This window comes from Streptomyces sp. NPDC031100 (genome assembly GCF_055570785.1).
On the sequence record NZ_JBVIGN010000004.1, the window covers coordinates 222,011 to 246,991 of the forward strand.

General features: G+C 70.2%; 22 protein-coding genes and 1 riboswitch. Of the genes, 14 read left to right on the plus strand and 8 right to left on the minus strand.

Going from position 1 to position 24,981, the window contains the following annotated elements:
* Positions 1-46: 46 nt before the first annotated feature.
* Genes rsgA through ACZ5DS_RS12905 form a run of 3 tightly spaced genes read right to left on the minus strand, consistent with a single transcriptional unit; the run spans position 47 to position 3,162 of the window.
* Positions 47-1,057: a ribosome small subunit-dependent GTPase A gene (rsgA, locus tag ACZ5DS_RS12895; RefSeq protein ID WP_468236924.1), complete on the minus strand. Its 1,011-nt coding sequence runs from the start codon at positions 1,055-1,057 to the stop codon at positions 47-49.
* Positions 1,058-1,073: 16 nt separating this feature from the next.
* Positions 1,074-2,411, minus strand: coding sequence for a 3-phosphoshikimate 1-carboxyvinyltransferase (gene aroA / locus ACZ5DS_RS12900; RefSeq protein ID WP_468236926.1), 1,338 nt, complete (start codon positions 2,409-2,411; stop codon positions 1,074-1,076).
* Positions 2,412-2,439: 28 nt separating this feature from the next.
* Positions 2,440-3,162: a M50 family metallopeptidase gene (locus ACZ5DS_RS12905; protein WP_468236928.1), complete on the minus strand. Its 723-nt coding sequence runs from the start codon at positions 3,160-3,162 to the stop codon at positions 2,440-2,442.
* A gap of 49 nt (positions 3,163-3,211) precedes the next feature.
* Here ACZ5DS_RS12905 and ACZ5DS_RS12910 point away from each other — a divergent pair, with 49 nt between their 5' ends.
* The 10 genes from ACZ5DS_RS12910 to ACZ5DS_RS12955 all read left to right on the plus strand — a co-directional run bounded on the left by ACZ5DS_RS12910 (position 3,212) and on the right by ACZ5DS_RS12955 (position 13,080).
* Entirely contained in the window at positions 3,212-4,027 is an 816-nt protein-coding gene (locus ACZ5DS_RS12910; RefSeq protein ID WP_468236931.1) for an SOS response-associated peptidase, read from the plus strand.
* A gap of 1 nt (position 4,028) precedes the next feature.
* Complete coding sequence (locus ACZ5DS_RS12915) at positions 4,029-4,655, plus strand: alpha/beta hydrolase family protein (RefSeq protein ID WP_468236933.1); 627 nt, start codon at positions 4,029-4,031, stop codon at positions 4,653-4,655.
* A gap of 256 nt (positions 4,656-4,911) precedes the next feature.
* Positions 4,912-5,595 carry an RNA polymerase sigma factor SigR gene (gene sigR / locus ACZ5DS_RS12920; protein ID WP_468236935.1) on the plus strand — a complete coding sequence of 228 codons (684 nt, stop codon included), beginning with the start codon at positions 4,912-4,914 and terminating at the stop codon, positions 5,593-5,595.
* Entirely contained in the window at positions 5,592-5,894 is a 303-nt protein-coding gene (gene rsrA / locus ACZ5DS_RS12925; protein ID WP_468236938.1) for a mycothiol system anti-sigma-R factor, read from the plus strand. The genes sigR and rsrA overlap by 4 nt, the downstream gene beginning before the upstream one ends.
* Before the next feature lie 123 nt (positions 5,895-6,017).
* Positions 6,018-7,328: an HD-GYP domain-containing protein gene (locus ACZ5DS_RS12930; RefSeq protein WP_468236940.1), complete on the plus strand. Its 1,311-nt coding sequence runs from the start codon at positions 6,018-6,020 to the stop codon at positions 7,326-7,328.
* Positions 7,325-8,554, plus strand: a complete 1,230-nt coding sequence (locus ACZ5DS_RS12935) for an HD-GYP domain-containing protein (protein WP_468236942.1) — start codon at positions 7,325-7,327, stop codon at positions 8,552-8,554. Before ACZ5DS_RS12930 ends, ACZ5DS_RS12935 begins: the two co-directional genes overlap by 4 nt.
* A gap of 110 nt (positions 8,555-8,664) precedes the next feature.
* Positions 8,665-9,645 carry a hypothetical protein gene (locus ACZ5DS_RS12940; RefSeq protein WP_468238193.1) on the plus strand — a complete coding sequence of 327 codons (981 nt, stop codon included), beginning with the start codon at positions 8,665-8,667 and terminating at the stop codon, positions 9,643-9,645.
* Between the two features lie 73 nt (positions 9,646-9,718).
* Positions 9,719-10,369 (plus strand): peptide deformylase, encoded by a 651-nt coding sequence (gene def, locus ACZ5DS_RS12945; protein ID WP_468236945.1) that lies wholly within the window; start codon positions 9,719-9,721, stop codon positions 10,367-10,369.
* A gap of 261 nt (positions 10,370-10,630) precedes the next feature.
* On the plus strand, positions 10,631-11,713 hold the full coding sequence (cyc1, locus tag ACZ5DS_RS12950) for an epi-isozizaene synthase (RefSeq protein WP_468238196.1): 1,083 nt from the start codon (positions 10,631-10,633) through the stop codon (positions 11,711-11,713).
* Complete coding sequence (locus tag ACZ5DS_RS12955; protein WP_468236947.1) at positions 11,710-13,080, plus strand: bifunctional albaflavenone monooxygenase/terpene synthase; 1,371 nt, start codon at positions 11,710-11,712, stop codon at positions 13,078-13,080. The genes cyc1 and ACZ5DS_RS12955 overlap by 4 nt, the downstream gene beginning before the upstream one ends.
* A 79-nt stretch (positions 13,081-13,159) precedes the next feature.
* Here the strand turns inward: ACZ5DS_RS12955 and ACZ5DS_RS12960 are convergent, their stop codons facing one another.
* The 5 genes from ACZ5DS_RS12960 to ACZ5DS_RS12980 all read right to left on the minus strand — a co-directional run bounded on the left by ACZ5DS_RS12960 (position 13,160) and on the right by ACZ5DS_RS12980 (position 19,733).
* Complete coding sequence (locus ACZ5DS_RS12960) at positions 13,160-14,173, minus strand: ribonucleotide-diphosphate reductase subunit beta (protein ID WP_468236950.1); 1,014 nt, start codon at positions 14,171-14,173, stop codon at positions 13,160-13,162.
* Positions 14,173-16,554 carry a ribonucleoside-diphosphate reductase subunit alpha gene (locus ACZ5DS_RS12965; RefSeq protein ID WP_468236953.1) on the minus strand — a complete coding sequence of 794 codons (2,382 nt, stop codon included), beginning with the start codon at positions 16,552-16,554 and terminating at the stop codon, positions 14,173-14,175. Before ACZ5DS_RS12965 ends, ACZ5DS_RS12960 begins: the two co-directional genes overlap by 1 nt.
* 126 nt (positions 16,555-16,680) lie before the next feature.
* A riboswitch (cobalamin riboswitch) is annotated at positions 16,681-16,805 on the minus strand.
* 153 nt (positions 16,806-16,958) lie between these two features.
* Complete coding sequence (gene mctP / locus ACZ5DS_RS12970; RefSeq protein WP_468236956.1) at positions 16,959-18,569, minus strand: monocarboxylate uptake permease MctP; 1,611 nt, start codon at positions 18,567-18,569, stop codon at positions 16,959-16,961.
* The gene (locus tag ACZ5DS_RS12975; protein ID WP_468236958.1) at positions 18,566-18,832 is read right to left on the minus strand and encodes a DUF3311 domain-containing protein; all 267 of its coding nucleotides are present in this window, start codon (positions 18,830-18,832) and stop codon (positions 18,566-18,568) included. The genes mctP and ACZ5DS_RS12975 overlap by 4 nt, the downstream gene beginning before the upstream one ends.
* 136 nt (positions 18,833-18,968) lie before the next feature.
* Positions 18,969-19,733, minus strand: a complete 765-nt coding sequence (locus ACZ5DS_RS12980) for a GntR family transcriptional regulator (protein WP_468236961.1) — start codon at positions 19,731-19,733, stop codon at positions 18,969-18,971.
* A 412-nt stretch (positions 19,734-20,145) separates the two neighbouring features.
* On the opposite strand from ACZ5DS_RS12980, the gene ACZ5DS_RS12985 reads away from it, so the two are divergent.
* The 4 genes from ACZ5DS_RS12985 to ACZ5DS_RS13000 all read left to right on the plus strand — a co-directional run bounded on the left by ACZ5DS_RS12985 (position 20,146) and on the right by ACZ5DS_RS13000 (position 24,858).
* Positions 20,146-21,426: an extracellular solute-binding protein gene (locus ACZ5DS_RS12985; protein WP_468236963.1), complete on the plus strand. Its 1,281-nt coding sequence runs from the start codon at positions 20,146-20,148 to the stop codon at positions 21,424-21,426.
* A gap of 115 nt (positions 21,427-21,541) precedes the next feature.
* A complete protein-coding gene (locus ACZ5DS_RS12990; protein WP_468236965.1) occupies positions 21,542-22,528 on the plus strand; it encodes a carbohydrate ABC transporter permease in 987 nt (328 codons plus the stop codon).
* Positions 22,525-23,367: a carbohydrate ABC transporter permease gene (locus ACZ5DS_RS12995; RefSeq protein ID WP_468236968.1), complete on the plus strand. Its 843-nt coding sequence runs from the start codon at positions 22,525-22,527 to the stop codon at positions 23,365-23,367. Before ACZ5DS_RS12990 ends, ACZ5DS_RS12995 begins: the two co-directional genes overlap by 4 nt.
* A 9-nt stretch (positions 23,368-23,376) precedes the next feature.
* Positions 23,377-24,858, plus strand: coding sequence for a glycoside hydrolase family 3 protein (locus tag ACZ5DS_RS13000; protein WP_468236970.1), 1,482 nt, complete (start codon positions 23,377-23,379; stop codon positions 24,856-24,858).
* Positions 24,859-24,981 lie beyond the last annotated feature (123 nt).

Sequence of the window (24,981 nt, forward strand, 5' to 3'; positions counted from 1 at the left end):
CGATTATGCACTTACCTGAGGCAGGCCCCGGCAAACAACGCGGTGCTCAGTCGCCTTCCCGGCGCTCCCGCGTGGCCAGCAGCCGGCGCAGCGAGTACAGCCGCGCCGGGTCGGCGTGACCCTCCTCCACCCATGCGTCCAGCGCGCAGTCCGGCTCGTCGTGGCTGCACGCGCGCGGGCAGCCCTCCGTGCCCGGCTCCAGGTCCGGGAAGGCGTGGATCACCCGGGACGGATCGATGTGCGCGAGGCCGAAGGAGCGCACGCCCGGGGTGTCGATGACCCAGTCGTCCGTGCCGGTGAGGGGCAGGGCGAGGGCCGAGGTGGTGGTGTGCCGGCCGCGGCCCGTGACCGCGTTGACGCGTCCCGTCGTACGCCGGAGATCCTTCGGGACGAGCGCGTTGACGAGGGTCGTCTTGCCGACGCCGGAGTGGCCCACGAACGCGGTGATCCTGCCGTCCAGGTGCGCGCGCACCTGGTCCGCCGCGTCGCCGTTCTCCAGTTCCTCGCGGCTGGTGACGACGTAGGGGATGTCGAGGGCGCCGTACAGCTCCAGCAGCTTGTCCGGCGGGGCCAGGTCCGACTTGGTCATGACCAGCAGCGGCTCCAGACCGCCGTCGTAGGCCGCGACCAGACAGCGGTCGATCAGGCGCGGGCGCGGCTCCGGGTCCGCCAGGGCCGTGACGATGGCCAGTTGGTCGGCGTTGGCGACGACCACCCGCTCGAAGGGGTCGTCGTCATCGGCCGTGCGGCGCAGCACCGAGGTGCGCTCCTTGATGCGCACGATCCGCGCGAGCGTGTCCTTCGTGCCGGACAGATCGCCGACCAGGGCCACCCGGTCGCCCACCACGGCCGCCTTGCGGCCCAGTTCGCGGGCCTTCATCGCCGTGACCGTACGATCCTCGACCAGGCAGGTCAGCCGGCCCCGGTCGACGGTGAGGACCATGCCCTCGGCCGCGTCCTCGTGCTTGGGCCGGATGTTCGTACGCGGCCGGTTGCCCTTGCGGTTGGGGCGGCTGCGGATGTCGTCCTCGTCGGTGTGCTTGCCGTAGCGGCGCATGGTTCCAGTCCGCCCGTCAGTTCCCCAGCATCCCGGTCCACAGATCGGGGAAGTCGGGCAGGGTCTTCGCGGTCGTCCCCACGTTCTCGATCTGCACGCCCTCGACCGCCAGGCCGATGATCGCACCGGCCGTCGCCATGCGGTGGTCCTCGTAGGTGTGGAAGACCCCGCCGTGCAGCGTGCGCGGGCGGATGTGCAGGCCGTCGGCCGTCTCGGTGACGTCACCGCCGAGTTCGTTGATCTCCTTGGTGAGCGCGGCCAGCCGGTCCGTCTCGTGCAGCCGCAGATGGGCCACGCCGCGCAGCGTGGAGGGGGAGTCCGCGAGGGCGGCCACCGCCGCGATGCCCGGGGTCAGTTCGCCCACGTCGCTCAGGTCCACGTCGACGCCGTGGACGGCGCCCGAGCCGGTGAACTCCAGCCCGTACTCGGTGAGTTCGCAGGAACCGCCCATCTCGGTGAAGATCTCCCGCAGCCGGTCCCCCGGCTGGGTGGTGCGGGCCGGCCAGTCCGGGATCAGCACCTTTCCGCCGGTGACCAGGGCCGCCGCCAGGAACGGCTGGGCGTTCGACAGGTCCGGCTCGATCGTCAGGTCCCGGCCGAGCAGCGCGCCCGGCGTCACCCGCCACACGTTCGGCTCGCCGCCCGACTCCGGGGTGTCCACCTGGGCGCCGACCGCGCGCAGCATGTCCACGGTCATCCGGATGTGCGGCAGGGAGGGCAGGGTCGCGCCGGTGTGGCGGACCTCGACGCCCTGGTTGAAGCGCGGGCCGGACAACAGCAGCGCCGACACGAACTGGGAGGACGAGGAGGCGTCGATCGACACCGGGCCGCCGTCCAGCGCCCCGCCGCCGTGCACGGTCAGGGGCAGCGCGCCCCGGCCGTCGTCGTCGATCCGGGCGCCGAGCGCGCGCAGCGCGTCGATCACACCGTTCAGCGGACGCTCGTACGACCGCGGGTCCCCGTCGAACCGGATCGGGCCGTCGGCCAGCGCGGCCACCGGCGGCAGGAAGCGCATCACCGTGCCGGCGTTGCCGACGTCCACCGTGGCCGGACCGTGCAGGCCCGTGGGCAGCACCCGCCAGGCCTCTCCGGAGCCGTCCGGGCCCCCCGCGACGGAGGAGCTGGATGACACGGTCTCCTCGATCTCCACGCCCATGGCCCGCAGGGCACCGGCCATCAGCAGGGTGTCGCGCGAGCGCAGCGGGCGGCGCAGCCAGCCGGGCTCGGAGGCGAGGGCGGCGAGCACGAGGGCGCGGTTGGTGACGGACTTGGACCCGGGCACGTGGACCGTCGCGTCGACGGCTCCGCTCGCGTGCGGGGCGGGCCAGAGGGCGGGGGCGGTGTTCGGGGCCATAGGGCCACTTTATAAGGAGGGCCCGGCGTCAACCTTCCAGCAGCCAGCGGCCCCCGCCGATCAACGAGCACACCGACACCGCGTGGAACAGGAACAGCCACAGACCCGCCGGAACGTGCGTCAGCCGCGAGAGCTGGTCCGCGTCCGAGTCGCCCGCGCCTCCCCGGGCCCGCTTGGCCTGCAGCTCGAACGGCGGTCGTACACCGCCGAACAGCAGGAACCACACCACCGCGTACGCGAAAGCGGCCTGCACCTGCGGTCCCGTCAGCCACGACACCAGCAGGAAGGCGCCCCCGGCGAGGACCACGGTCAGGACCCCGTACGCGTTGCGGATCATCACCAGCATCACCACGAGCAACGCGGTCGCCACCCACAGCAGCAGGGTGATGCGGCCCGCGGCCAGCAGGGCTGCACCGCCCAGGCCCAGCAGCGAGGGGGCCGTGTAGCCCGCGGCCGCCGTGAGGATCATGCCCAGGCCGTACGGCTTGCCGCGGCTGACCGTGAGGCCGCTGGTGTCGGAGTGCAGGCGTATGCCCGTGAGCTGCCGGCCGGTGAGCAGGGCCACCAGGCCGTGGCCGCCCTCGTGCGCGATGGTGATCGCGTTGCGCGAGAGCCGCCACACGCCGTGCGGGACGACGACGGCGAGTGCGGCGCCCAGGGTGGCGAGCACCACCCACAGGTCGGGGTCGGGCTGGGTGCCGGTGAGCCGGTCCCAGAGGTCGGGCAGCGCGGTGGCGGCGAGGCTGTCCATGTCCGGAGATGGCTCCTGTCGTCGTACGGAGTCTGGCAGTGTGGCACGTATGTGCGGACGGTATGCATCCAGTCGTAGGCCCGAGGATCTCGCAGGAATCTTTGAGATCGAGAAGTGGGAGCCCGAGGAGACCTTGGAGCCGGACTACAACGTGGCTCCGACCAAGGAGGTCTACGCCGTCCTGGACCGTCCGGTGAAAGACGCGGACGACCCTCGCCCGGTTCGCCAGCTGCGCAAGCTCAAGTGGGGACTGGTGCCCTCCTGGGCCAAGACGCCCGAGGGCGGCGCCCGGATGATCAACGCGCGCGCGGAGACCGTGCACGAGAAGCCGTCGTACCGGCGCGCCTTCGCCGCCCGGCGGTGCATCCTGCCCGCCGACGGCTACTACGAGTGGGTCACCGGCAAGCAGGAGCGGGACCTGGAGGAGGAGGGGAAGAAGAAGCGGCCCCGCAAGCAGCCCTACTTCGTGCTGCCCGCCGACGGCTCGGTGTTCGCGATGGCCGGGCTGTACGAGTTCTGGCGGGACCGGACCCTGCCCGACGACCACCCGCAGGCCTGGTGGGTCACCTGTTCGGTGATCACCACGGACGCGGAGCAGACCCCGCTGGCCGTGGCCCCCGCCGAGGGCCCGCACTCCCTCGCCGAGATCCACCCCCGGATGCCGCTGATGCTCACCCCGGACCGCTGGGACGCCTGGCTCGACCCCTCCCGCACCGACCCGGACGACCTGCGCGAGCTGCTGGCCCCGCCCCCACCCGGCCTGATGCGCGCCTACCCGGTCGCCACGGCCGTCAGCAACGTCCGCAACAACGGCCCGGAGCTGCTGAAGGAGCTGGAGGCGCCGGAAGAGGGCACACTCTTCTAGCGTGATCGAGATTGTCGAGACCGACGCCGGGACCGCACGCCTCACCTGGCACCGGGCGAAGAAGGCGCGGCTGGTGCTGGCCGTGAGCCATGGGGCCGGCGGTGGCATCGAGGCGCGGGACCTGCAGGCGCTCGCCCAGGTGCTCCCGGGACACGGCGTGACCGTGGCCCTCGTCGAGCAGCCCTGGCGGGTCGCGGGCAAGAAGGTCGCACCCGCCCCGAAGACCCTGGACACCGGCTGGCGCGGCATCTGGCCCGCGCTGGCCGGGATGCAGCTGCCGGTGATCTCCGGCGGCCGCAGCGCAGGCGCCCGGGTCGCCTGCCGGACCGCCACCGAGCTGGGCGCGCATGCCGTGCTCGCGCTCAGCTTCCCGCTGCACCCGCCGGGCAAGCCGGAGAGGTCCCGCGCCGACGAACTGCTGGGCGCGGGGGTGCCCACGCTCGTGGTCCAGGGCGGGAACGACCCTTTCGGGAAGCCGGAGGAGTTTCCCGAGGGGGCGTACGAGCTGATCGAGGTGCCGTACGGCGATCACGGGTTCGCCGTCCCCAAGCGCGCGGAGATCACCCAGGAGCGCGCGCTGGAGATCGTCACCGGTGCTGTCGTGGAGTGGGCCGCGTCACTCGGGTGACCCCGGGGAATGTCAGGCGGCGGACCACTGTTGTGGCGGACAGAAGTGCTGAAGCACCGGCACCGACGTCGTAGGAGAGGAAGTCCGCCGCATGGGTTCGACCATCTGCCCGAGCCGCAGCAGCCGCACTGACCTGGACTGGACGGTGCTGCACGCGGCCAGGACCCCTCCTATTCGAGCGGCGGCAGGCACGGGTGGTGTTCTATCCTCCGAATCGAGTGGGACCGGTTTCGGTTCCGCCCGGGAACTTGAGGAGGTGGGTCCGGTCACTGGGACGGACGCAGGGACCGACAACGGCCAGGCGGAGCTGCCCGAGGGCCGGGGCGACAGCGCGGAGTCGAGCGCGGAGCGCAGCGCCCGCTTCGAGCGGGACGCGCTCGAATTCCTCGACCAGATGTACTCGGCCGCGCTGCGCATGACGCGCAACCCGGCGGACGCCGAGGACCTGGTGCAGGAGACGTACGCCAAGGCGTACGCGTCCTTCCATCAGTTCCGCGAGGGCACCAACCTCAAGGCGTGGCTGTACCGGATTCTCACCAACACGTTCATCAACTCCTACCGCAAGAAGCAGCGCGAGCCCCAGCGCTCCGCCGCGGAGGAGATCGAGGACTGGCAGCTCGCCCGCGCCGAGTCGCACATGTCGACCGGTCTGCGCTCCGCCGAGTCGCAGGCGCTCGACCACCTGCCCGACTCGGACGTGAAGGAAGCGCTGCAGGCGATCCCCGAGGAGTTCCGCATCGCCGTCTACCTCGCGGACGTAGAGGGCTTTGCGTACAAGGAGATCGCGGACATCATGGGGACACCCATCGGTACGGTGATGTCCCGGCTGCACCGGGGCCGCCGTCAACTGCGCGACATGCTGGAGGACTACGCCCGTGAGCGCGGGCTCGTCCCGGCGGGCGCCGGAGAGTCGAACGAAGCGAAAGGTTCGGGCTCATGAGCTGCGGGGACGAGCACGAGACGGACTGCAGTGAGGTCCTCGACCATCTGTACGAGTTCCTCGACAGCGAGATGCCGGACGTCGATCGCGACAAGTTCCAGCACCACTTTGAGGAATGCTCGCCGTGCCTGGAGAAGTACGGCCTGGAGCAGGCCGTGAAGAAGCTGGTCAAGCGGTGCTGCGGCCATGACGACGTGCCGAGCGACCTGCGCGCCAAGGTCATGGGGCGGATCGATCTGATCCGCTCCGGGCAGGCGGTCCCCGAGCACGACGTGACCGCCACGCCTCAGGAGAGCTGAGCCCGGGCCGTATGAGCCCAGCCATCACCCGAATGTGCTAATCCTCGGTTCATAGGCCCCCGGATCCCCCGATTCCCGCCCTACGCTCCGAGCCTGGGCAGGCACGGTCGGGGGAGGGGCGTCATGGAGGCGGTTCCGCCGAGGGCACGGGCCTATGTGGGCTGCATCGCCCTGCTGGCCGTGGTCTGCTCCCTGCACGTGACGGCCACCCACGCTCCCTGGTGGGCCATCACCCTGCTCGCCGCGGTGTACGCGGCCTGCGACCAGGTCGTACAGCGCCGTTTCGGCGGCACCTTCTACCCCGTTCTGCTCGCCGGGGCGTTCCTGCTGCCGCCGCCCGCCGCCGCGCTCGTCCCGCTGCCGGCCGCCCTCCTCGCCCGCGTCGAGGAGCCGCCCGTGTGGCTGCGCCGGGTGTGGCGGGCCGCGCAGCCCTCGCTCGCGGTGTGGGGTGCGGCCAGCGTCCACTGGGCGCTCGGCGGCCGGGACGCCGTCGTGGGCTGCGACTTCCCCTACGCCCTCGTGCCCGCCGGGGCGGCCGTGTTCGCCTTCTGCCTGGTGCTCACCGCGCTCGACGGCGGGATCCTCGCGGCCGCCGAGAGGGTGCCCGTGCGCAGGGCCTGGCGCGGGCTGCTGCCCCGCTCCCTCGCCCCCGTCGCGGTGCACGGACTCGCCGGGCTCATGATGGCCGTCCTGTGGCGCAGCCGGTACGGGCCCGTCGCCGCGCTGCTCGTGCTGCTGCCGATGTGCGTCTCCTGCTGGGTCTTCGCCCAGTACCACCGGGAGAAGGCCGCCCACCAGAACACCATCCGCGCGCTGGTGCAGGCCGTCGACATCAAGGACGGCTACACCCGCGGCCACAGCGAGCGCGTCGGCCAGGCCTCGGTGTTGATCGCCCGCGAACTCGGCATGGACGACGAACGCGTCGAGGTGCTCCGCTTCGCCGGCATCCTGCACGACGTCGGCAAGCTCGGCGTACCCACCCGACTGCTGCGCAAGGACGGCCCGCTCACCCCGGAGGAGCGGCGGATCATCGAGCTGCACCCCGAGTACGGCCACGAGATGGTCCGCGGGATCTCCTTCCTCGGCGAGGCCCGCACGGCGATCCTGCACCACCACGAACGGCTCGACGGCAGCGGCTACCCGTACGGTCTCGTGGGCACCCAGATCCCCGAGTGCGCCCGCGTGGTGGCCGTGGCGGACGCCTTCGACGCGATGACCTCCACCCGCTCCTACAGCAGGGCCCGCCCCGTCGAGTGGGCGGTCACCGAGCTGGAGCGGTGCGCCGGGACCCAGTTCGACCCCCGCATGGTCACGGCGCTCGTCCGGGCCCTCGGCCGCCACGGCTGGCACCCGGCCGTCACCGCCGACGAGATGGCGCAGGAGATCCCGGCCCAGCAGTCGGTCGCCGGCAGCAGCAGCGGAGCACCCCGATGACCGCCCTCCGGCTCATCCACGCCTCCGCCGCGCTCACCGCCGCGGCCTCCCTCGCCGTCACCCTGTGGACCGGCATAGCCGACCGGGAGGTCGGGCTCGCCTTCGGGGTGCTCATAGCCGTCGGCGAACTGACCCGGTGGAGCTGCGCCCAGGTACGGCAGGCCGCACCGCTGGGCACCGCCGGATCGCTCTCGTACGCCCTGCTCGGACCCGACGCGGGACACCAGACGCTGCACGACGCGCCGCAGGTCGTCACCATCGTCCTCGCCGCCTCCCTGCTCGGCAGCGTCCCGCACATCTGGTGCGGCCGCACCCCGACCCTCGACCACCTCGCCCGCCGCGTCCTGACCGTCGGCTTCGCCGCCGTCTGCTTCCAACCCCTCTCCAACAAGGGCGTGTTCGCGTCCTGGAGCGGCCCCGCCTACGCGCTGCTGCTCGTCGCCCTCCTCGTCCTCACCGCCCTGTGCGACGCCCTCCTCGCCGCCGCCCTCGCCCACTCCCGCACCCACTGGCCCTTCGGCCCGCTCCTGCGCGAGGAACTGCGCGGACTGCTCGGCATCGGATCCGCTGTCTGCGCGACCGGCGTGGTGATGGCGCTCGCGGTCGCCGTCGTCGGACTGTGGGCCCTGCCGGTGTTCTGTCTGCCGCTGCTGCTCGCCCAGCTGTCCGTACGCCGCTACCGCGCCGTGCGCGCCACCTACCGGCAGACCATCGCCTCCCTCGCCAGGGCCACCGAGATCGCCGGGTACACCCCGCCCGGGCACGCCCGCCGTGTCGCCACGCTCAGCCTGGCCGTCGGCCGCGACCTGGGCCTGTCCGGGCCGGGGCTGACCGTCCTGGAATACGCGGCCCTCATGCACGACATCGGCCAGCTCAGCCTGGTCGACCCGGTACCGGCCGGCGCCACCGCCGCCCTGCCGTCGCAGGAGCAGCGCCGCATCGCGCTGCTCGGCGGGGCGGTCGTACGGCAGACCGGGGTGGACGCGGCGGTCGCCGTGGTCGTGGAGCGGCAGGCCGACCCCTGCCGGGAGCAGCCGCTCGCCGCGCGCATCGTCCGGGCCGTGAACGCCTATGAGGAGAAGGCCCGCGAGGCCGGTCCCGACGGGCCGCTGAGGGCCCTGGAGGAGCTGCGCCTGGCCACCGCCGGGGACTACGCTCCCGAGGTGGTGGAGTCGCTGGCCCGGGTTCTCTCCCGGGACCGTCTGACCTTGCCTGCGGCGGGGTAACCCATGGGTAATGAGCGCCCTTCCCGCCGTACGTGGTTGGATGCGAGGGAGAGGGTGTCCGGGGGCACAAGCCAGCCCACGTGCGGAACTGGAACTGGCAGGCGGGAATAGTGAGGATCTTCGGCAAGGGACGGCACCGGCCCTCCGCCTCCTGGCGGCAGGCCACCGACCGCGCGTTCACGCTCATCGGCGACGGCCGGTACGAGGACGCGGGCGAGCTGCTGACACGCGCCGCCGACCTGGAACCCTGGCTGGCCGAGTCCTGGTTCAACCTCGCGCTGCTGCACAAGTTCCGGCACGACTGGGAGCAGGCCCGCGCCGCCGGACTGCGCGCGGTGGCCCTCCTGGACCGGGAGACCGGCGCCCCCGACTGGTGGAACGTGGGCATCGCCGCGACCGCCCTGCAGGACTGGCCGCTGGCCCGCCGCGCCTGGCAGGCGTACGGGCTGCGGGTGCCCGGCGGTGCCGCCGCCGCGGGCGAGCCGCGCGGCATGGAGCTGGGCAGCGCGGCCGTACGGCTCTCCCCGGAGGGCGAGGCCGAGGTGGTGTGGGGCCGCAGACTGGACCCGGCCCGGCTGGAGGTGCTGTCCATTCCGCTGCCGTCGTCCGGGCGGCGCTGGGGCGAGGTCGTGCTGCACGACGGCGTTCCGCACGGCGAGCGCACGACGTCCGCCGGCCACTCCTACCCGGTCTTCGACGAGATCGAGCTGTGGGCTCCCTCGCCCGTCCCCACCTGGGTGGTGCTGCTGGAGGCGGCCACCGAGGCCGACCGCGACGCCCTGGAGCAGCTGGCCGCGGACGCGGGGTTCGCGGCGGAGGACTGGTCCTCCTCGGTGCGGCTGCTGTGCCGGATGTGCTCGGAGTCACGGATGCCCTCCGATGAGGGCGATGGGGTCCACCTGGATCCGCACGATCACAGTGAACCCGGTCACCCGGGGCCGCTGGGACATCGCACGGACGGGCAGCTCTGGGTTCCCGAGCGGGAGTGCGGGGTGGCTGCACCGGCTTCGCTGGTGCGGGGACTGCTGGACGGATGGGTTGCGGACAGCCCTGATTCCCGGGACTGGCGGGATCTGGAAGAGGTTTGCTGAGCCACTGGTGACCGGCCCCCTTTAGGCTGTACTCGCAGAATTTTCCAGGCTTGCAGGAAGGCGTACGTCGGTCATGGCTCAGCAGGACACCGATCAGCAGCACGCGGGCGTGCTCCCCGTCGACGACGAGGGCTATGTCGTCGACACGGAGGACTGCGAGGAGCGCGAGCAGGCCTGGCGCGAGCGCGGCACCTCGCGGCCGATCACGGTCGTCGGCAACCCGGTCCTGCACAAGGAGTGCAAGGACGTCACCGAGTTCGGCGCGGAGCTGGACCAGCTGGTCGCGGACATGTTCGCCAGCCAGCGCACCGCCGAGGGCGTGGGCCTGGCCGCCAACCAGATCGGTGTCGACCTGAAGGTCTTCGTCTACGACTGCATGGACGACGAGGGCGTCCGGCACGTCGGTGTGGTGTGCAACCCGAAGCTGGTCGACCTGCCCGCCGACAAGCGCCGCCTCGACGACAGCAACGAGGGCTGCCTGTCCGTACCGACCGCGTACGCCCCGCTCGCGCGTCCCGACTACGCCGAGGTGACCGGCCAGGACGAGAAGGGCAACCCGATCAAGGTCCGCGGCACCGGCTACTTCGCTCGCTGTTTGCAGCACGAGACCGATCACCTGTACGGCTACCTGTACATCGACCGTCTGTCCAAGCGCGACCGCAAGGACGCGCTGCGGCAGATGGCCGAGAACGAGCCACGCTACCCCGTGGTCGCCAACGACTGAGACGCACGGCCGGGACGACCGGCCACCCTGCGAGAGCAGCGACGACGTCGGCCGCGACGCCCGGCCGGGATCCTTCCCGGCCGGGCGTCGTTCGTTTGTTCGTCGCATGATTCCCGGCATCTTGGGGTGGTGAGTGAAGCAAATCCGTTCCCATAACGGTCAGTTGTGGTGCTGAATGGGAAGGGCGGGGATACGCAACGCCGCACGCCCAGCACGGATCGGAGGGGGTGTGCGCTCCTGGCAGCTGAGAGGGGACTGTTCGTGCACGCTTTCTCACACGGCACCACATCGTCGACAGCGGTCGCAGTGCCGCCGTCCCTCGCCCTCCCGATGATCGAGGACGTGTTTCCCCGGCAACTCCACCCGTATTGGCCAAAGCTACAAGAGAAGACACGCCAGTGGTTGCTGGAAAAACGGCTGATGCCGGCGGACAAGGTGCGGGAATATGCCGACGGTCTTTGCTATACCGACCTCATGGCGGGGTACTACACCGGCGCCTCCGATGAGGTCCTGCAGGCCATAGCCGACTACAGTGCCTGGTTCTTCGTCTGGGACGACCGCCATGACCGTGACCGGGTGCACGGCCGGACGGCCGACTGGCGCCGGCTCAGGTACCGTCTGCACGCGGCCCTCGACGCACCCCGGCACCATCTGCACCACCCGGACCCCCTGGTGGCGGGGTTCGCGGACAGCGTGCTGCGGCTGTACTCGTTCCTGCCGTACACCTGGAACCAGCGCTTCGCCCGGCACTTCCACGACGTGATCGAGGCCTACGACCGCGAGTTCCGGAACCGGACCGACGGGTACGTTCCGAAGGTCGAGGAATACCTCGCCCTGCGGCGGCTGACCTTCGCCCACTGGATATGGACGGACCTGCTGGAGCCGAGCGCAGGACGTGAACTCCCGGACGCCGTGCGGAAACATCCGGACTATCGCCGTGCGGCGCTGCTGAGCCAGGAATTCGCCGCCTGGTACAACGACCTCTGCTCGCTGCCGAAGGAAATAGCGGGCGACGAGGTGCACAATCTCGGAATCTGCCTCATCACCCATGAGGGTATGACGCTCGAAGAAGCCGTCGAAGAAATCAGGCGGCGCGTCGAGGAATGCATTCATGAGTTCCTCGACGCCGAGCAGGACGCCTTGCGATTCGCCGCCGAACTCGCGGACGGCACCACCCACGGAAGGGAATTGAGCGCCGCCGTGCGCGCCTGCGTCGGCTCCATGCGGAACTGGTTCAGCTCCGTCTACTGGTTCCACCACGAGTCCGGCCGCTACATGGTCGACACCTGGGACGACCGGTCCACGCCCCCCTACGTCAACAACGAAGCGGTAGGTGAGAAATGACCGTCGAGTCTGTGAAGCCCGTGCCCTCCGAGAGCACCGAACTGCGCGAACCGCCCCTCGCCGGCGGCGCCGTCCCGGTCCTCGGGCACGGCCTGAAGCTGGTCCGCGACCCGCTCGCCTTCATGTCCGGGCTGCGTGCGCACGGCGAGGTGGTGCGCCTGAAGCTCGGCCCCAAGACGGTGTACGCCGTCACCACGCCGGCCCTCACCGGCGCACTCGCGCTCAGCACCGACTTCAAGATCGACGGCCCGCTCTGGGAGTCCCTCGAAGGCCTGCTCGGCAAGGAGGGCGTGGCCACGGCCAACGGACCGCGCCACCGCCGCCAGCGGCGCACCATCCAGCCCGCGTTCCGGCTCGACGCGATCCCCGCGTACGGCTCGGTCATGGAGGAGGAGGCGCACGCGCTGACCCAGCGCTGGCAGCCCGGCGAGACCATCGACTGCACCTCGGAGTCGTTCCGGGTCGCCGTGCGCATCGCCGCCCGCTGCCTGCTGCGCGGCGAGTACATGGACGAGCGTGCCGAGCGGCTGAGCGTCGACCTCGCCAGCGTCTTCCGCGGTATGTACCGCAGGATGGTCCTCCCGCTCGGGCCGCTGTACCGGCTGCCGTTGCCCGCCAACCGCGAATTCAACCGGGCGTTGGCCGATTTGCATCTGCTGGTCGACGAGATCGTCGCCGAGCGGAGGGCATCTGGTCAAAAGCCGGACGATTTGCTGACGGCATTGCTGGAGGCGAAGGACGACAATGGCGAGCCCATCGGGGAACAGGAGATCCACGACCAGGTGGTCGCGATAGTCACCCCCGGCAGTGAAACAGTCGCCTCCACGATCATGTGGCTGCTGCACGTGCTCGCGGAACATCCGGAACACGCCGAGAAGGTGCGTGCCGAGGTCGAATCCGTGACCGGCGGTCGGCCCGTTGGATTCGCGGACGTGCGTGTGCTCCGGCACACCAACAATGTCGTCGTCGAGGCCATGCGACTGCGGCCCGCCGTATGGATATTGACGCGGCGCGCGGTGACCGACACTTCGCTCGGCGGCTATCGCATTCCGGCCGGGGCGGACATCGTCTACAGCCCCTACGCCATCCAGCGCGACGGACAGTCCTACGACCACCACCTCGACTTCGACCCCGACCGCTGGCTGCCCGAGCGGGCCCAGGAGGTGCCGAAGTACGCCATGAGCCCCTTCAGCGTCGGCAACCGCAAGTGCCCCAGCGACCACTTCTCCATGGCCCAGCTGACCCTGATCACCGCGGCGATCTCGGCGAAGTACCGCTTCGAGCAGGTCAGCGGGTCGAACGACACCACCCGCGTGGGCATCACCCTGCGGCCCCACCGGCTGCTGCTGCAGCCGGTGCCCTGGTAGACGTGTGGCGGCGCGCGCTCAGGCGCCCTTGGGCCCCGGAACGCGCGCCGGATCGATCGTCACTGGGAGCGGCCGGGACTCAGAAGTCCTCGTCCAGGTCGACCTTGCCCTCCACCGCGACCTGGTACGCCGACGGGCGGCGCTCGAAGAAGTTGGTCAGCTCCTGAACGCCCTGCAACTCCATGAAGGAGAACGGGTTCTCCGAGCCGTACACCGGGGCGAAGCCGAGACGCGTCAGGCGCTGGTCGGCGACGCACTCCAGGTACTGCCGCATCGAGTCGGTGTTCATGCCCGGCAGGCCGTCACCGCACAGGTCGCGCGCGAACTGCAGCTCGGCCTCCACGGCCTCCCGCAGCATGTCGGTGACCTGCTGCTGCAGCTCGTCGTCGAACAGGTCCGGCTCCTCCTTGCGGACGGTGTCGACCACGTCGAAGGCGAAGGACATGTGCATCGTCTCGTCGCGGAACACCCAGTTGGTGCCGGTCGCGAGACCGTGCAGCAGACCCCGGCTGCGGAACCAGTAGACGTACGCGAAGGCGCCGTAGAAGAACAGGCCCTCGATGCACGCGGCGAAGCAGATGAGGTTGAGCAGGAAGCGGCGGCGGTCGGCCTGGGACTCCAGGCGGTCCAGCTTCTCCACCGAGTCCATCCACTTGAAGCAGAACTCGGCCTTCTCGCGGATGGAGGGGATGTTCTCGACCGCCGCGAACGCCGCCGCGCGGTCCTCCGGGTCGGGGAGGTAGGTGTCGAGCAGCGTCAGGTAGAACTGGACGTGCACGGCCTCCTCGAAGAGCTGGCGCGACAGGTACAGGCGCGCCTCCGGGGAGTTGATGTGCTTGTACAGCGTCAGCACCAGGTTGTTCGCGACGATCGAGTCGCCCGTCGCGAAGAAGGCCACCAGACGGCCGATCAGGTGCTGCTCCTCGGGGGACAGCTTCGCGAGGTCGGCGACGTCCGAGTGGAGGTCGACCTCCTCCACGGTCCAGGTGTTCTTGATGGCGTCCCGGTAGCGCTCGTAGAAGTCCGGGTAGCGCATGGGGCGCAGGGTCAGCTCGAAGCCTGGGTCGAGCAGGTTCTTGGCTTCGGTGGTCATTACTGGCAGGCCTCGCAGGACTCGGGGTTCTCAAGGGAGCAGGCGACGGCGTCGGGGTCGGCGACCTGCTGCACGGGGATGGTGGTCTGGGTCTGCGCCTGGGCGGCGCGGGCGATGCGGGTCGCCGGGCGCGAGCGCAGGTAGTACGTCGTCTTCAGGCCCGACTTCCAGGCGTACGCGTACATCGAGGAGAGCTTGCCGATGGTCGGCGTCTCCATGAAGAGGTTCAGGGACTGCGCCTGGTCCAGGAACGGGGTGCGGGCCGCCGCCATGTCGATCAGGCCGCGCTGCGGGATCTCCCACGCCGTGCGGTACAGCGCCCGCACGTCGGCCGGGATCCACGCGAAGTCCTGCACCGAGCCATTGGAGTCGCGCAGCGCCTCGCGGGTGCGCGCGTCCCAGACGCCCAGCTCCTTGAGGTCCTGCACCAGGTAGGAGTTGACCTGCAGGAACTCGCCGGACAGCGTCTCGCGCTTGAACAGGTTGGAGACCTGCGGCTCGATGCACTCGTACACGCCCGCGATGGAGGCGATGGTGGCGGTCGGCGCGATGGCGAGCAGCAGCGAGTTGCGCATGCCGACCGCGGCGATCCGCTCGCGCAGGGCCGCCCAGCGCTCCGGCCAGGTCAGGCGAACGCCCGGGAAATGGTCGGGGTGCAGGACACCCTGGGCGGTACGGGTCTTCTCCCAGGCCGGCAGCGGGCCGCTGCGCTCGGCGAGGTCGGCGGAGGCCTCGTACGCGGCGAGCATGATGCGCTCGGCGATCCGCGTGGACAGGGCCTTGGCCTCGTCCGAGTCGAAGGGCAGACGCAGCTTGAAGAAGACGTCCTGCAGACCCATGGCGCCGAGGCCGACGGGCCGCCACTTGGCGTTCGACCGGCCCGCCTGCTCGGTCGGGTAGAAGTTGATGTCGACGACGCGGTCGAGGAAGGTGACGGCGGTGCGGACCGTCTCGTCCAGCCGCTCCCAGTCGATGTCGCCGCCTGCGACGAACGCGCCCAGGTTCACCGAACCCAGGTTGCAGACCGCCGTCTCGCCGTCGTCCGTGACCTCCAGAATCTCCGTGCAGAGGTTGGAGGAGTGGACGACATGGCCCGGCAGGGCCGTCTGGTTGGCCGTCCGGTTGGCGGCGTCCTTGAAGGTCATCCAGCCGTTGCCGGTCTGCGCGAGGGTACGCATCATCCGGCCGTACAGGTCGCGGGCCGGGATGGTCTTCTTCGCGAGCCCCGCCGCCTCCGCCTTGCGGTAGGCCGCGTCGAACTCCGCGCCCCACACGTCGACCAGCTCCGGCACGTCCGCCGGGGAGAACAGCGACCACTGCTCGTCCAGGTTGACCCGGCGCATGAACTCGTCCGGGATCCAGTGCGCCAGGTTGAGGTTGTGCGTACGGCGGGCGTCCTCACCGGTGTTGTCGCGCAGCTCCAGGAACTCCTCGATGTCGGAGTGCCAGGTCTCCAGGTACACCGCGGCCGCGCCCTTGCGCCGGCCGCCCTGGTTCACGGCGGCGACGGAGGCGTCCAGGGTCTTCAGGAACGGGACGATGCCGTTGGAGTGCCCGTTGGTGCCGCGGATCAGCGAACCACGGCTGCGGATCCGGGAGTACGACAGACCGATGCCGCCGGCGTGCTTGGAGAGGCGGGCGACCTGGTGGTAGCGGTCGTAGATGGAGTCCAGCTCGTCCAGGGGGGAGTCGAGGAGGTAGCAGGACGACATCTGGGGGTGCCGCGTGCCGGAGTTGAAGAGCGTGGGGGAGGAGGGCAGGTAGTCGAGGCGGCTCATGAGCCCGTAGAGCGCGGCGACTTCGTCCAGTGCGCGGGCGGTGTCGTCCTCGGCGAGGCCGCTCGCCACCCGGAGCATGAAGTGCTGGGGCGTCTCGATCACCTTGCGGGTGATCGGGTGCCGGAGCAGGTAGCGGCTGTGCAGGGTGCGCAGGCCGAAGTAGCCGAAGCGGTCGTCGGCGTCCGCGTCGACCAGTGCGTCGAGGCGCTCCGCGTGCAGCCGCACGAACTCGGCGGTCCGGTCGGCGACGAGCCCTTCCCGGTGTCCCACGGCCACGGACTCGGTGAAGGACGTCACGCCCTGCGAGGCGGCCTCGGCGCGGATGGAGAGGGTCAGCAGCCGGGCGGCCAGCCGCGAGTAGGCGGGGTCCTCGGAGATGAGTCCGGCGGCCGCCTCGGTGGCCAGCTCGCGCAGCTCCGTCTCGTCCGCGCGAGCGGACCGGCCCCGCAGCGCGGCCGCGGCGACCCGGCCGGGGTCGGCGTCGGGGAGGTCGGCGGTCAGCTCGGTCAGGGTCCGCAGCAGCGCGGCACCGGGACCGTCGGTCTCCACCGGGGCTTCGATGGCCTCGATGGCTGAAGCCGGGTCGGCTGGCGCGATGGTCACGTGGGGCTCTCCCTCGCTCGGCACGGGGGCCTTGCGGAGGGCAGGGGGCAGCACGAGCGCACACGGCGTCGCGTCCACCGGCCCACTCCACGAGGCCCGGACGTCTGAAGGCACCCGGACCGGACGGCCGGGCGCACGCTGCCGGCAGGTCCTCGGACTGACACAGGCGTGCGGATGCACGCAAGTACACCGTTGCGGGACAGTTCCGGATTCGCACCGGATTCCCCTGCGGCGACAGCGAGGATGAGCATACATCTAGTGCCGGGTCGTGGTGTCACCCCCAGATGTTGTGTCTGTTGTGTGTCGTGGTGGCTTCAGAGCGTCAACTTGTGTATGGCGGGAGGCATGAGAACGGGCCGCCGTTGTTGCTCGATGCCGGCGGCCCGCTGCGGGTTGTGCGCTCCCTAGGGTGTTGCCGTCGGGGTCAGTTCCACCTGGACCCCCGGCTCGCCCGCGTCCGCCGTGTAGTCCTCCGGCCTGGTCTCGTCCAGGCCCTCGGGGGCCTTCACGGCCCTCAGGACGAGGGTGAGGACCACGGTGACCACGACGTTGAGGACGAACGCCGTCAGGCCGATGTAACCGATCTCCCCGATGCCCGGGATCTCCTTGGCGTTGCCGCCGAAGTGCTTCTGTGCCGGGTTCGTCGGGGAGGCGATCCCGTACGCGGCGAGCGTGCCGTAGACCATGCCGACCGCCCAGCCGGCGAGCAGCGCCCAGCGGTGGAGCCAGCGCGTGAAGAGGCCGCCGACCAGGGCCGGGAAGGTCTGCAGGATCCAGATGCCGCCCAGCAGCTGGAAGTTGATGGCGACCGTCTTGTCCATCGTCAGGACGAAGACCAGCGCGCCCACCTTCACCAGCAGCGAGACGAGCTTGGAGACCCGGGTCTCCTGCTCGGCCGTGGCGTCGGGCTTGATGAAGTCCTTGTAGATGTTGCGGGTGAAGAGGTTCGCCGCCGCGATGGACATGATGGCCGCGGGCACGAGGGCGCCGATGCCGATCGCCGCGAAGGCCACGCCCGCGAACCAGTTGGGGAACATGTCCTCGAACAACTGCGGGATCGCCAGCTGGTTGTTGGAGACCTTCACCCCGGCCGCGATCGCCATGAAGCCGAGGAGGGCCAGCAGGCCCAGCATCAGCGAGTACAGCGGCAGGATCGTGGTGTTGCGCCGGATCACCTCACGGCTGCGGGAGGACAGCGTCGCGGTGATCGAGTGCGGGTACATGAACAGCGCGAGCGCCGAGCCGAGCGCCAGCGTGGCGTACGTCCACTGGCCCGCGGGGGCCGGTACGAGACCGCCCGCACCCGCCGCCGTGAACTTGTCGCCGGCCTTGGCGAAGATGTGGTCGAACCCGCCCAGCTTGATCGGGATGTAGATGATCGCCACCGCGATGACGATGTAGATCAGCGTGTCCTTCACGAACGCGATCAGCGCGGGCGCCCGCAGACCCGAGGAGTAGGTGTACGCGGCCAGCACGCCGAAGGCTATGAGCAGCGGCAGGTCCTTGACGAACCAGTTGGTGTTCTCGCCGCCGCCGACGCCCATCACGTCCAGCACGGCCTGGATGCCGACGAGCTGGAGCGCGATGTAGGGCATCGTCGCCAGGATGCCGGTGACCGCCACGGCCAGCGACAGGCCCTTGGAGCCGAAGCGGCCGCGCACGAAGTCCGAGGTCGTGACGTAGCCGTGGCGGTGCGAGACCGACCACAGGCGGGGCAGGAACGTGAAGATCAGCGGGTAGACCAGGATCGTGTACGGCACCGCGAAGAAGCCGGCCGCGCCCGCCGCGTAGATCGCCGCCGGTACGGCGACGAAGGTGTACGCCGTGTACAGGTCGCCGCCGAGCAGGAACCAGGTGATCCAGGTGCCGAACGACCGTCCGCCCAGGCCCCATTCGTCCAGGGAGTGCTCGTCGTCGGCCCGGCGCCAGCGCGCCGCGAGGAAGCCCATGACCGTGACGGCCAGGAAGAAGAAGATGAAGACGCCGAGCGCGACGCCGTTGACGCCGTCCTTCATCGGGCCGCCCCCTCGTTCTGCGTGGCCCTGCGGGCGTTCTGGTCACGCTGCCACAGCTTGTACGCGATCATCGTGAGGGCGGTGGAGATGACGACCCACAGCATCTGGTACCAGTAGAAGAACGGGATCCCGATGAGCGCCGGATCCTTCTTGCCGTACGAGCCCACCCACAGCATCGCCACGAAGGGCGCGACGAGACACAGACCGATGATCACGCGGACCGGTGTCACGACCGGTGGTCTCACTTCAGGTGTTTCGGACATGCCACGTTCCGTCCCCTCGCTGATCACCTGTTGTAATGCGCAGGCAATCTAGGTGACGGTGTCGCGGCAGCGGAAGACCTCGTCCGCATAACGGTATGTCGATTTCGGGGGTGTGGCGTGAAGACGCCAACTCGGCTCAGTCCTGGGGGCGCTTGAGCCTCGCCACGAACTTGTACCGGTCGCCTCGGTAGACCGAGCGCACCCACTCCACGGGATTGCCCTCCCGGTCCAGCGAGTGGCGGGACAGCATGAGCATCGGCAGGCCCACGTCGGTGCCGAGCAGGCCTGCCTCGCGCGGGGTGGCCAGCGAGGTCTCGATGGTCTCCTCGGCCTCGGCGAGATGGACGTCGTACACCTCGGCCAGCGCGGTGTAGAGAGACGTGTACTTCACGAGCGACCGCCTGAGGGCCGGGAAGCGCTTGGCGGACAGGTGGGTGGTCTCGATGGCCATCGGCTCGCCGTTGGCCATGCGCAGTCGCTCGATGCGCAGCACGCGCCCGCCGGCCGTCATGCCGAGCAGTTCGGCGAGCCGGTCGTCGGCGGTGATGTAGCCGACGTCCAGCAGTTGCGAGGTGGGCTCAAGGCCCTGGGCGCGCATGTCCTCGGTGTACGAGGTGAGCTGCAGCGCCTGCGAGACCTTCGGCTTGGCGACGAAGGTGCCCTTGCCCTGGATCCGCTCGAGCCGGCCCTCGACGACCAGTTCCTGCAGGGCCTGCCGGACGGTGGTGCGGGAGGTGTCGAACTCGGCCGCCAGCGTCCGCTCGGGCGGGACGGGAGTGCCCGGCGCCTGCGTCTCCGTCAGGTCCAGAAGGTGCTTCTTCAGGTGGTAGTACTTGGGCACGCGGGCGGTACGGACAGTCGCGCCGGCCTCGTTCTCCGCGCTGCTGACGTCGGTGCTCATGCTCTGCCTTCCCGGCTCCGGATGCCGAAAGCGACCGACAGTCCCATCGGCCCCGGCTCACATCGTGGCACGGCTTCGTGGGGCAGGGGTCCACCCGCACGCGCCGTGATCTCCTCCCTCTATCTTCGCGCTCCCGGTTGGTCTAGTCCATGGGGGTGTGGAGGGTGTGTGGTCCACCGGAACGCGATCGTCCGATCTGCCGCTTGCGCAATGAAAGGTCCCTGCATATCTCGGTCGCATCACGGACGCCCGGCCCCTGTCGGAACACCCTTGACAGGCCTATTGGTCTGGGCCAAGCTCCCCGTACTGGTCTACACCATTGATCCAGGACCCGGCCCCAAGGGCGGTACGGCGCGTTGACGTGACACCGCGGGGAGGCAGGGGGGTTTGTGGCATCCCTGAGGAGGGTGGCGTGAAGCGCAAGCTGGCAGCCGCGATCGGTATCGCGGGCATGGTCGTCTCCATCGCGGCGTGTGGCAACGACAAGGACGACAACAAGGCGCAGGGGGCGGACGCCAAGGAGCTGACGGTCTGGCTCACCGTCGACGCCCAGAACAACTGGCCGGACCTGGTGAAGGCCGCGGACGCCGCCGTGCAGAAGAACCACCCCGGCATCAAGATCAAGCACGAGTACTACGGCTGGCCGGACAAGAACACCAAGCTGGACGCCGTCCTCGCCACCGACAAGGCCCCCGACGTGGTCGAGATGGGCAACAGCGAGATGCTCGGCTACATGGTCAAGGGCGCCTTCGCGCCCGTCGACCCGGCCAAGTTCGACAGCTCCTCCGCCTGGCTGGACGGCCTGAAGACCTCGGTGACCTACGAGGGCAAGACCTACGGCGTGCCCTACTACGCCGGCGGCCGGGTCGCCAACTGGCGCAAGGACGTGGCCGCTTCGGCCGGCATCAAGGCCGTTCCGAAGACGTACAGCGAGCTCACCGCCGACCTGGACAAGATCCAGAAGAAGCAGGGCGACAAGTTCAACGCCTGGTACCAGCCCACCCGTGACTGGTACGCGGCGATGTCCTTCGTCTACGACGCCGGCGGCTCCATCGCCAAGCAGGAGGGCGGCCAGTGGAAGGCCGACCTCTCCTCGCCCGAGTCCCTCAAGGGCCTGAACGAGTTCAAGACGATCGTCGACAAGTACATGCACGGCGACAAGACCAAGGACGAGTCCGACCGTTACATCGTCTACGGCCAGGGCAAGTCCGCCATGATCTTCGGCGCGGCCTGGGAGGGCGCGAGCGCGGCCGACCCGAAGGCCGACAAGACCGGCAAGCTGAAGGACAACCTCGAGAACTTCGTGATGCCCGGCCCGTCCGGCAAGAACATGCCGGTCTTCCTCGGCGGCTCCGACCTCGCCATCCCGGTGAAGTCCAAGGCCCAGGCCGTGGCCGCCGAGTGGATCAACGCCTTCACCGGTCCTGCGGGCCAGAAGGGTCTGATGGCCAAGGGCAACCTGCCGAACAACAAGACCGACCTCGCCACCCTCAAGAACGACCCGGCGACCGCGGTCCCGGCCACCGCGGCCGAGTCCAACTGGTTCGTCCCGATGGCACCCGGCTGGAGCCAGGTCGAGAAGGCCCAGGTCCTGCAGACCATGCTGCAGAACATCGGCACCGGCAAGAAGTCGGTCGAGGCGGCCGCGAAGGAAGCGGACGCCGCGATCGACAAGGTCATCAACACCAAGTGACCTTCAGGCAGGGCCCCGAGACCCCGGGGGGATGTCGGGGCGGGGCCCTGCCTTTCCGTACGACCATGCGCGGGTGCGCTCGCGCACGGCTTGAGGGACCGCTGAGGAGCGCGCGATGAGTGCCGCAGACACGACCACCCCTGCAAAGGTGCCGCCACCGCGGCAGGCGCCGCCACCGGGCCCCACGGACCGACCACGCCGAGCGCGCAGGTCGGACGGACCGGCCACGCCGTGGCTGCTGCTCGCCCCCTGTCTGCTCGTCCTCGCCCTGGTCATGGGCTACCCCCTGGTCCGGCTGGTCACCCTGTCGTTCCAGAAGTTCGGCCAGTCACAGCTGTGGGGCTTCCAGGCGCCCGAGTCGGCCGGGTTCGACAACTTCTCCAAGGTGCTCGGAGACGGCGAGTTCTGGCAGGTCGTGCTGCGCACGATCGTCTTCGCGGCCGGCTCGGTGATCTTCACCATGGTCCTCGGCATGCTCGTGGCCCTGCTGCTGCAGCGTGTCTCCGGCTGGGTGAAGACCCTGGTCAACATTGCGCTGGTGGCCAGCTGGGGCATGCCCGTCATCGTCGCGACCACCGTCTTCAAATGGCTCTTCGACGCCGACTACGGCATCCTCAACGCCCTGCTCAGCAAGGTGCCGGGCATCGATCTGATCGGCCACAACTGGTTCGCGAGCGGACCCGAGGGCCTGGCGGTGATCATGCTGCTGGTGGTCTGGGGAGCGGTCCCCTTCGTGGTCATCACGCTCAGCGCCGGCCTCACCCAGGTCCCGAAGGAGCTGGAGGAGGCGGCCCGCCTGGACGGTGCGGGCGCCTGGGGCGTCTTCCGGTACGTCACCCTGCCCATCCTCAAGCCGATCATCGTGATGCTCACGACCCTGTCGGTCATCTGGGACATGGGGGTCTTCCCGCAGGTCTTCGTGATGCGCAACGGGCACCCCGAAGCCGAGTTCCAGCTCCTGACCACCTACTCCTACGACCGTGCCTTCGTGGTCAACGACTATGCGCAGGGCTCGGCGATAGCCCTGATCACCGTCGTCCTGCTGCTGGGTGTGGTCGCCGTGTACATGCGCCAGATGCTGAAGATCGGAGAGGTCGAATGAGCACCCTCACTGCCGGGCGGCGCCGGTCGTCGCGGCTCGGCTGGAACCTCCTCGGCCTGCTGGTCTTCGTCACCGCCGGCTTCCCCGTCTACTGGATGCTCAACACGGCGTTCAAACCGGCCAAGGACGCCATCGACCCGGACCCGAGCCTGCTGCCGACCGGCGTCACCCTGTCCAACTTCAGCCGGGCACTGGACATCGCCGACTTCTGGGGCCCGGTCGGCCGCAGCCTGATCGTGTCGCTGTCCGTCGTGGCGATCGGCATCGCCGTGGGCCTGCTGGCCGCGCTCGCCATCTCCCGGTTCGCCTTCCGCGGCCGCAAGGTCGTGATCGTCGGCATCCTCGCGGTGCAGATGGTCCCGCTGGTCTCCATGATCATTCCGGTCTTCCTGCTGCTGAACGACCTCGACCAGTACGACAAGCTCTCCGGCCTGATCATCACGTACCTGACCTTCATCCTGCCGTTCACGGTCTGGACGTTGCGCGGCTTCATCGTCAACATCCCCCGGGAGCTGGAGGAGGCCGCGATGGTCGACGGCTGCTCCCGCACCGGGGCCTTCATCCGTGTCGTCTTCCCGCTCCTCGCCCCCGGCATGGTCGCCACCTCGGTCTACGGCTTCATCCAGGCCTGGAACGAGTACCTCTACGCCCTGATGCTGCTCAGCCAGGAGCACCAGACCGCGACCGTCTGGCTCGGCAACTTCACCACGAAGCACGGCACCGAGTACGCCCCGATGATGGCCGGATCCACCATGATGGCCGTGCCGATCGTCGTCCTCTTCCTCCTCGTCCAGCGCAAGATGGCCGCGGGCCTGACCGCGGGCGCCGTGAAGGGATAACACCACCCGATGACGACACTGGCCAGCGGCACCGACACCCTGACCCAGGACGCGCTCGCGGTCCTCCAGCCCGGCTTCACCGGCACCACGGCCCCCGACTGGCTGCTGCGCCGGCTCGGCGAGGGCCTGGCCTCCGTGGGCCTGTTCGGCCGCAACATCGCCACACCCGAGCAAGTGACCTCCCTGACCGCCCAGTTGCGCGCGGAGCGCGACGACGTCCTGGTGGCCATCGACGAGGAGGGCGGGGACGTCACCCGCCTGGAGGTACGGACCGGATCGTCGTTCCCCGGCAACCACGCCCTCGGCGCGGTCGACGACGTGGAGCTGACCCGCGAGGTGGCCTTCGCCCTCGGCCGCCGCCTCGCGGCATGCGGAGTGCACTTCGACTGGGCCCCGTCCGCCGACGTCAACTCCAACCCCGCCAACCCGGTCATCGGCGTCCGCTCCTTCGGCGCCGACACCGACCTGGTCGCCCGGCACACCGCCGCGTACGTCACCGGCCTGCAGTCGGCCGGGGTCGCCGCCTGCACCAAGCACTTCCCCGGGCACGGCGACACCGCCGTCGACTCCCATCACGCGATGCCCCGCATCGACGTGGCCGCGGACGTCCTGGACGCGCGCGACCTGACCCCCTTCCGCGCGGCCATCGCCGCCGGCAGCCGGGCGGTGATGAGCGCCCACATTCTGGTCCCGGCCCTGGACCCGGACCGCCCCGCGACCCTCTCCCGGCGCATCCTCACCGACCTGCTGCGCGGTGAACTCGGCTACGACGGCCTGATCGTCACCGACGGCATGGAGATGCGGGCCATCGCGGGCACCTACGGCATCGAACGCGGCAGTGTCCTCGCCATCGCGGCCGGGGCCGACGCCATCTGCGTGGGCGGCGGCCTCTCGGACGAGCAGACGGTACGGCGCCTCAAGGACACCCTGGTCACGGCCGTGCGCGCCGGGGAACTGCCCGAAGAACGGCTCGCCGACGCCGCCCGGCGAGTCCGGGAGCTGGCCGCCTGGACCGTCGGCGCAGGCGCCGGGGCCCCGGCCGCCGACGCCGAGGTGGGTCTGCGGGCGGCCCGCCGCGCCCTGCGGGTGACCGGCGGGGAGTCCTTCACCCCGCTCACCGAGGCGCCTTACGTCGCCGCGTTCACGCCGGGCGCCAACATCGCCGTCGGCGACGAGACTCCCTGGGGCATCGCCGCAGAGCTCGCCCGCCTGCTGCCCGGCACGGAGACGGGTAGCTTCGCGGGGGAGAAGGCGGGGCGGGAGGCGCTGGCCGCGGCGGGGGAGCGCCGCCTTGTCGCCGTCGTCCGTGACGAACACCGCCACCCCTGGATGACGGCGGCCCTCGACACCCTGCTGGCGGCCCGCCCCGACACGATCGTGGTCGAGATGGGAGTACCTCAGGCTCCGGCCCGTGGCGCGCTGCACCTCGCCACCCATGGTGCGGCCCGGGTCTGCGGCCGAGCGGCGGCCGAGGCCATCGCGGGGGCGTAGGAGCCGGCCCGATCCGCCGGACAGGCCCTGGCCGCAGTGACACTGACGGGGGGGGGGGGGGGGGGCGGGGGGGGGGGGGGGGGGCGGGGGGGGGGGGGGGGGGGGGGGGGGGGGGGGGGGGCG

Excerpts from the sequence above, each read along its gene's own strand:
- rsgA (WP_468236924.1), bottom strand. The coding sequence starts at position 1,057 with ATGCGCCGCTACGGCAAGCACACCGACGAGGACGACATCCGCAGCCGC.
- aroA (WP_468236926.1), bottom strand. The coding sequence starts at position 2,411 with ATGGCCCCGAACACCGCCCCCGCCCTCTGGCCCGCCCCGCACGCGAGC.
- ACZ5DS_RS12905 (WP_468236928.1), bottom strand. The coding sequence starts at position 3,162 with ATGGACAGCCTCGCCGCCACCGCGCTGCCCGACCTCTGGGACCGGCTC.
- ACZ5DS_RS12910 (WP_468236931.1), top strand. The coding sequence starts at position 3,212 with ATGTGCGGACGGTATGCATCCAGTCGTAGGCCCGAGGATCTCGCAGGA.
- rsrA (WP_468236938.1), top strand. The coding sequence starts at position 5,592 with ATGAGCTGCGGGGACGAGCACGAGACGGACTGCAGTGAGGTCCTCGAC.
- ACZ5DS_RS12930 (WP_468236940.1), top strand. The coding sequence starts at position 6,018 with ATGGAGGCGGTTCCGCCGAGGGCACGGGCCTATGTGGGCTGCATCGCC.
- ACZ5DS_RS12935 (WP_468236942.1), top strand. The coding sequence starts at position 7,325 with ATGACCGCCCTCCGGCTCATCCACGCCTCCGCCGCGCTCACCGCCGCG.
- def (WP_468236945.1), top strand. The coding sequence starts at position 9,719 with ATGGCTCAGCAGGACACCGATCAGCAGCACGCGGGCGTGCTCCCCGTC.
- ACZ5DS_RS12955 (WP_468236947.1), top strand. The coding sequence starts at position 11,710 with ATGACCGTCGAGTCTGTGAAGCCCGTGCCCTCCGAGAGCACCGAACTG.
- ACZ5DS_RS12960 (WP_468236950.1), bottom strand. The coding sequence starts at position 14,173 with ATGACCACCGAAGCCAAGAACCTGCTCGACCCAGGCTTCGAGCTGACC.
- mctP (WP_468236956.1), bottom strand. The coding sequence starts at position 18,569 with ATGAAGGACGGCGTCAACGGCGTCGCGCTCGGCGTCTTCATCTTCTTC.
- ACZ5DS_RS12975 (WP_468236958.1), bottom strand. The coding sequence starts at position 18,832 with ATGTCCGAAACACCTGAAGTGAGACCACCGGTCGTGACACCGGTCCGC.
- ACZ5DS_RS12980 (WP_468236961.1), bottom strand. The coding sequence starts at position 19,733 with ATGAGCACCGACGTCAGCAGCGCGGAGAACGAGGCCGGCGCGACTGTC.
- ACZ5DS_RS12990 (WP_468236965.1), top strand. The coding sequence starts at position 21,542 with ATGAGTGCCGCAGACACGACCACCCCTGCAAAGGTGCCGCCACCGCGG.
- ACZ5DS_RS12995 (WP_468236968.1), top strand. The coding sequence starts at position 22,525 with ATGAGCACCCTCACTGCCGGGCGGCGCCGGTCGTCGCGGCTCGGCTGG.
- ACZ5DS_RS13000 (WP_468236970.1), top strand. The coding sequence starts at position 23,377 with ATGACGACACTGGCCAGCGGCACCGACACCCTGACCCAGGACGCGCTC.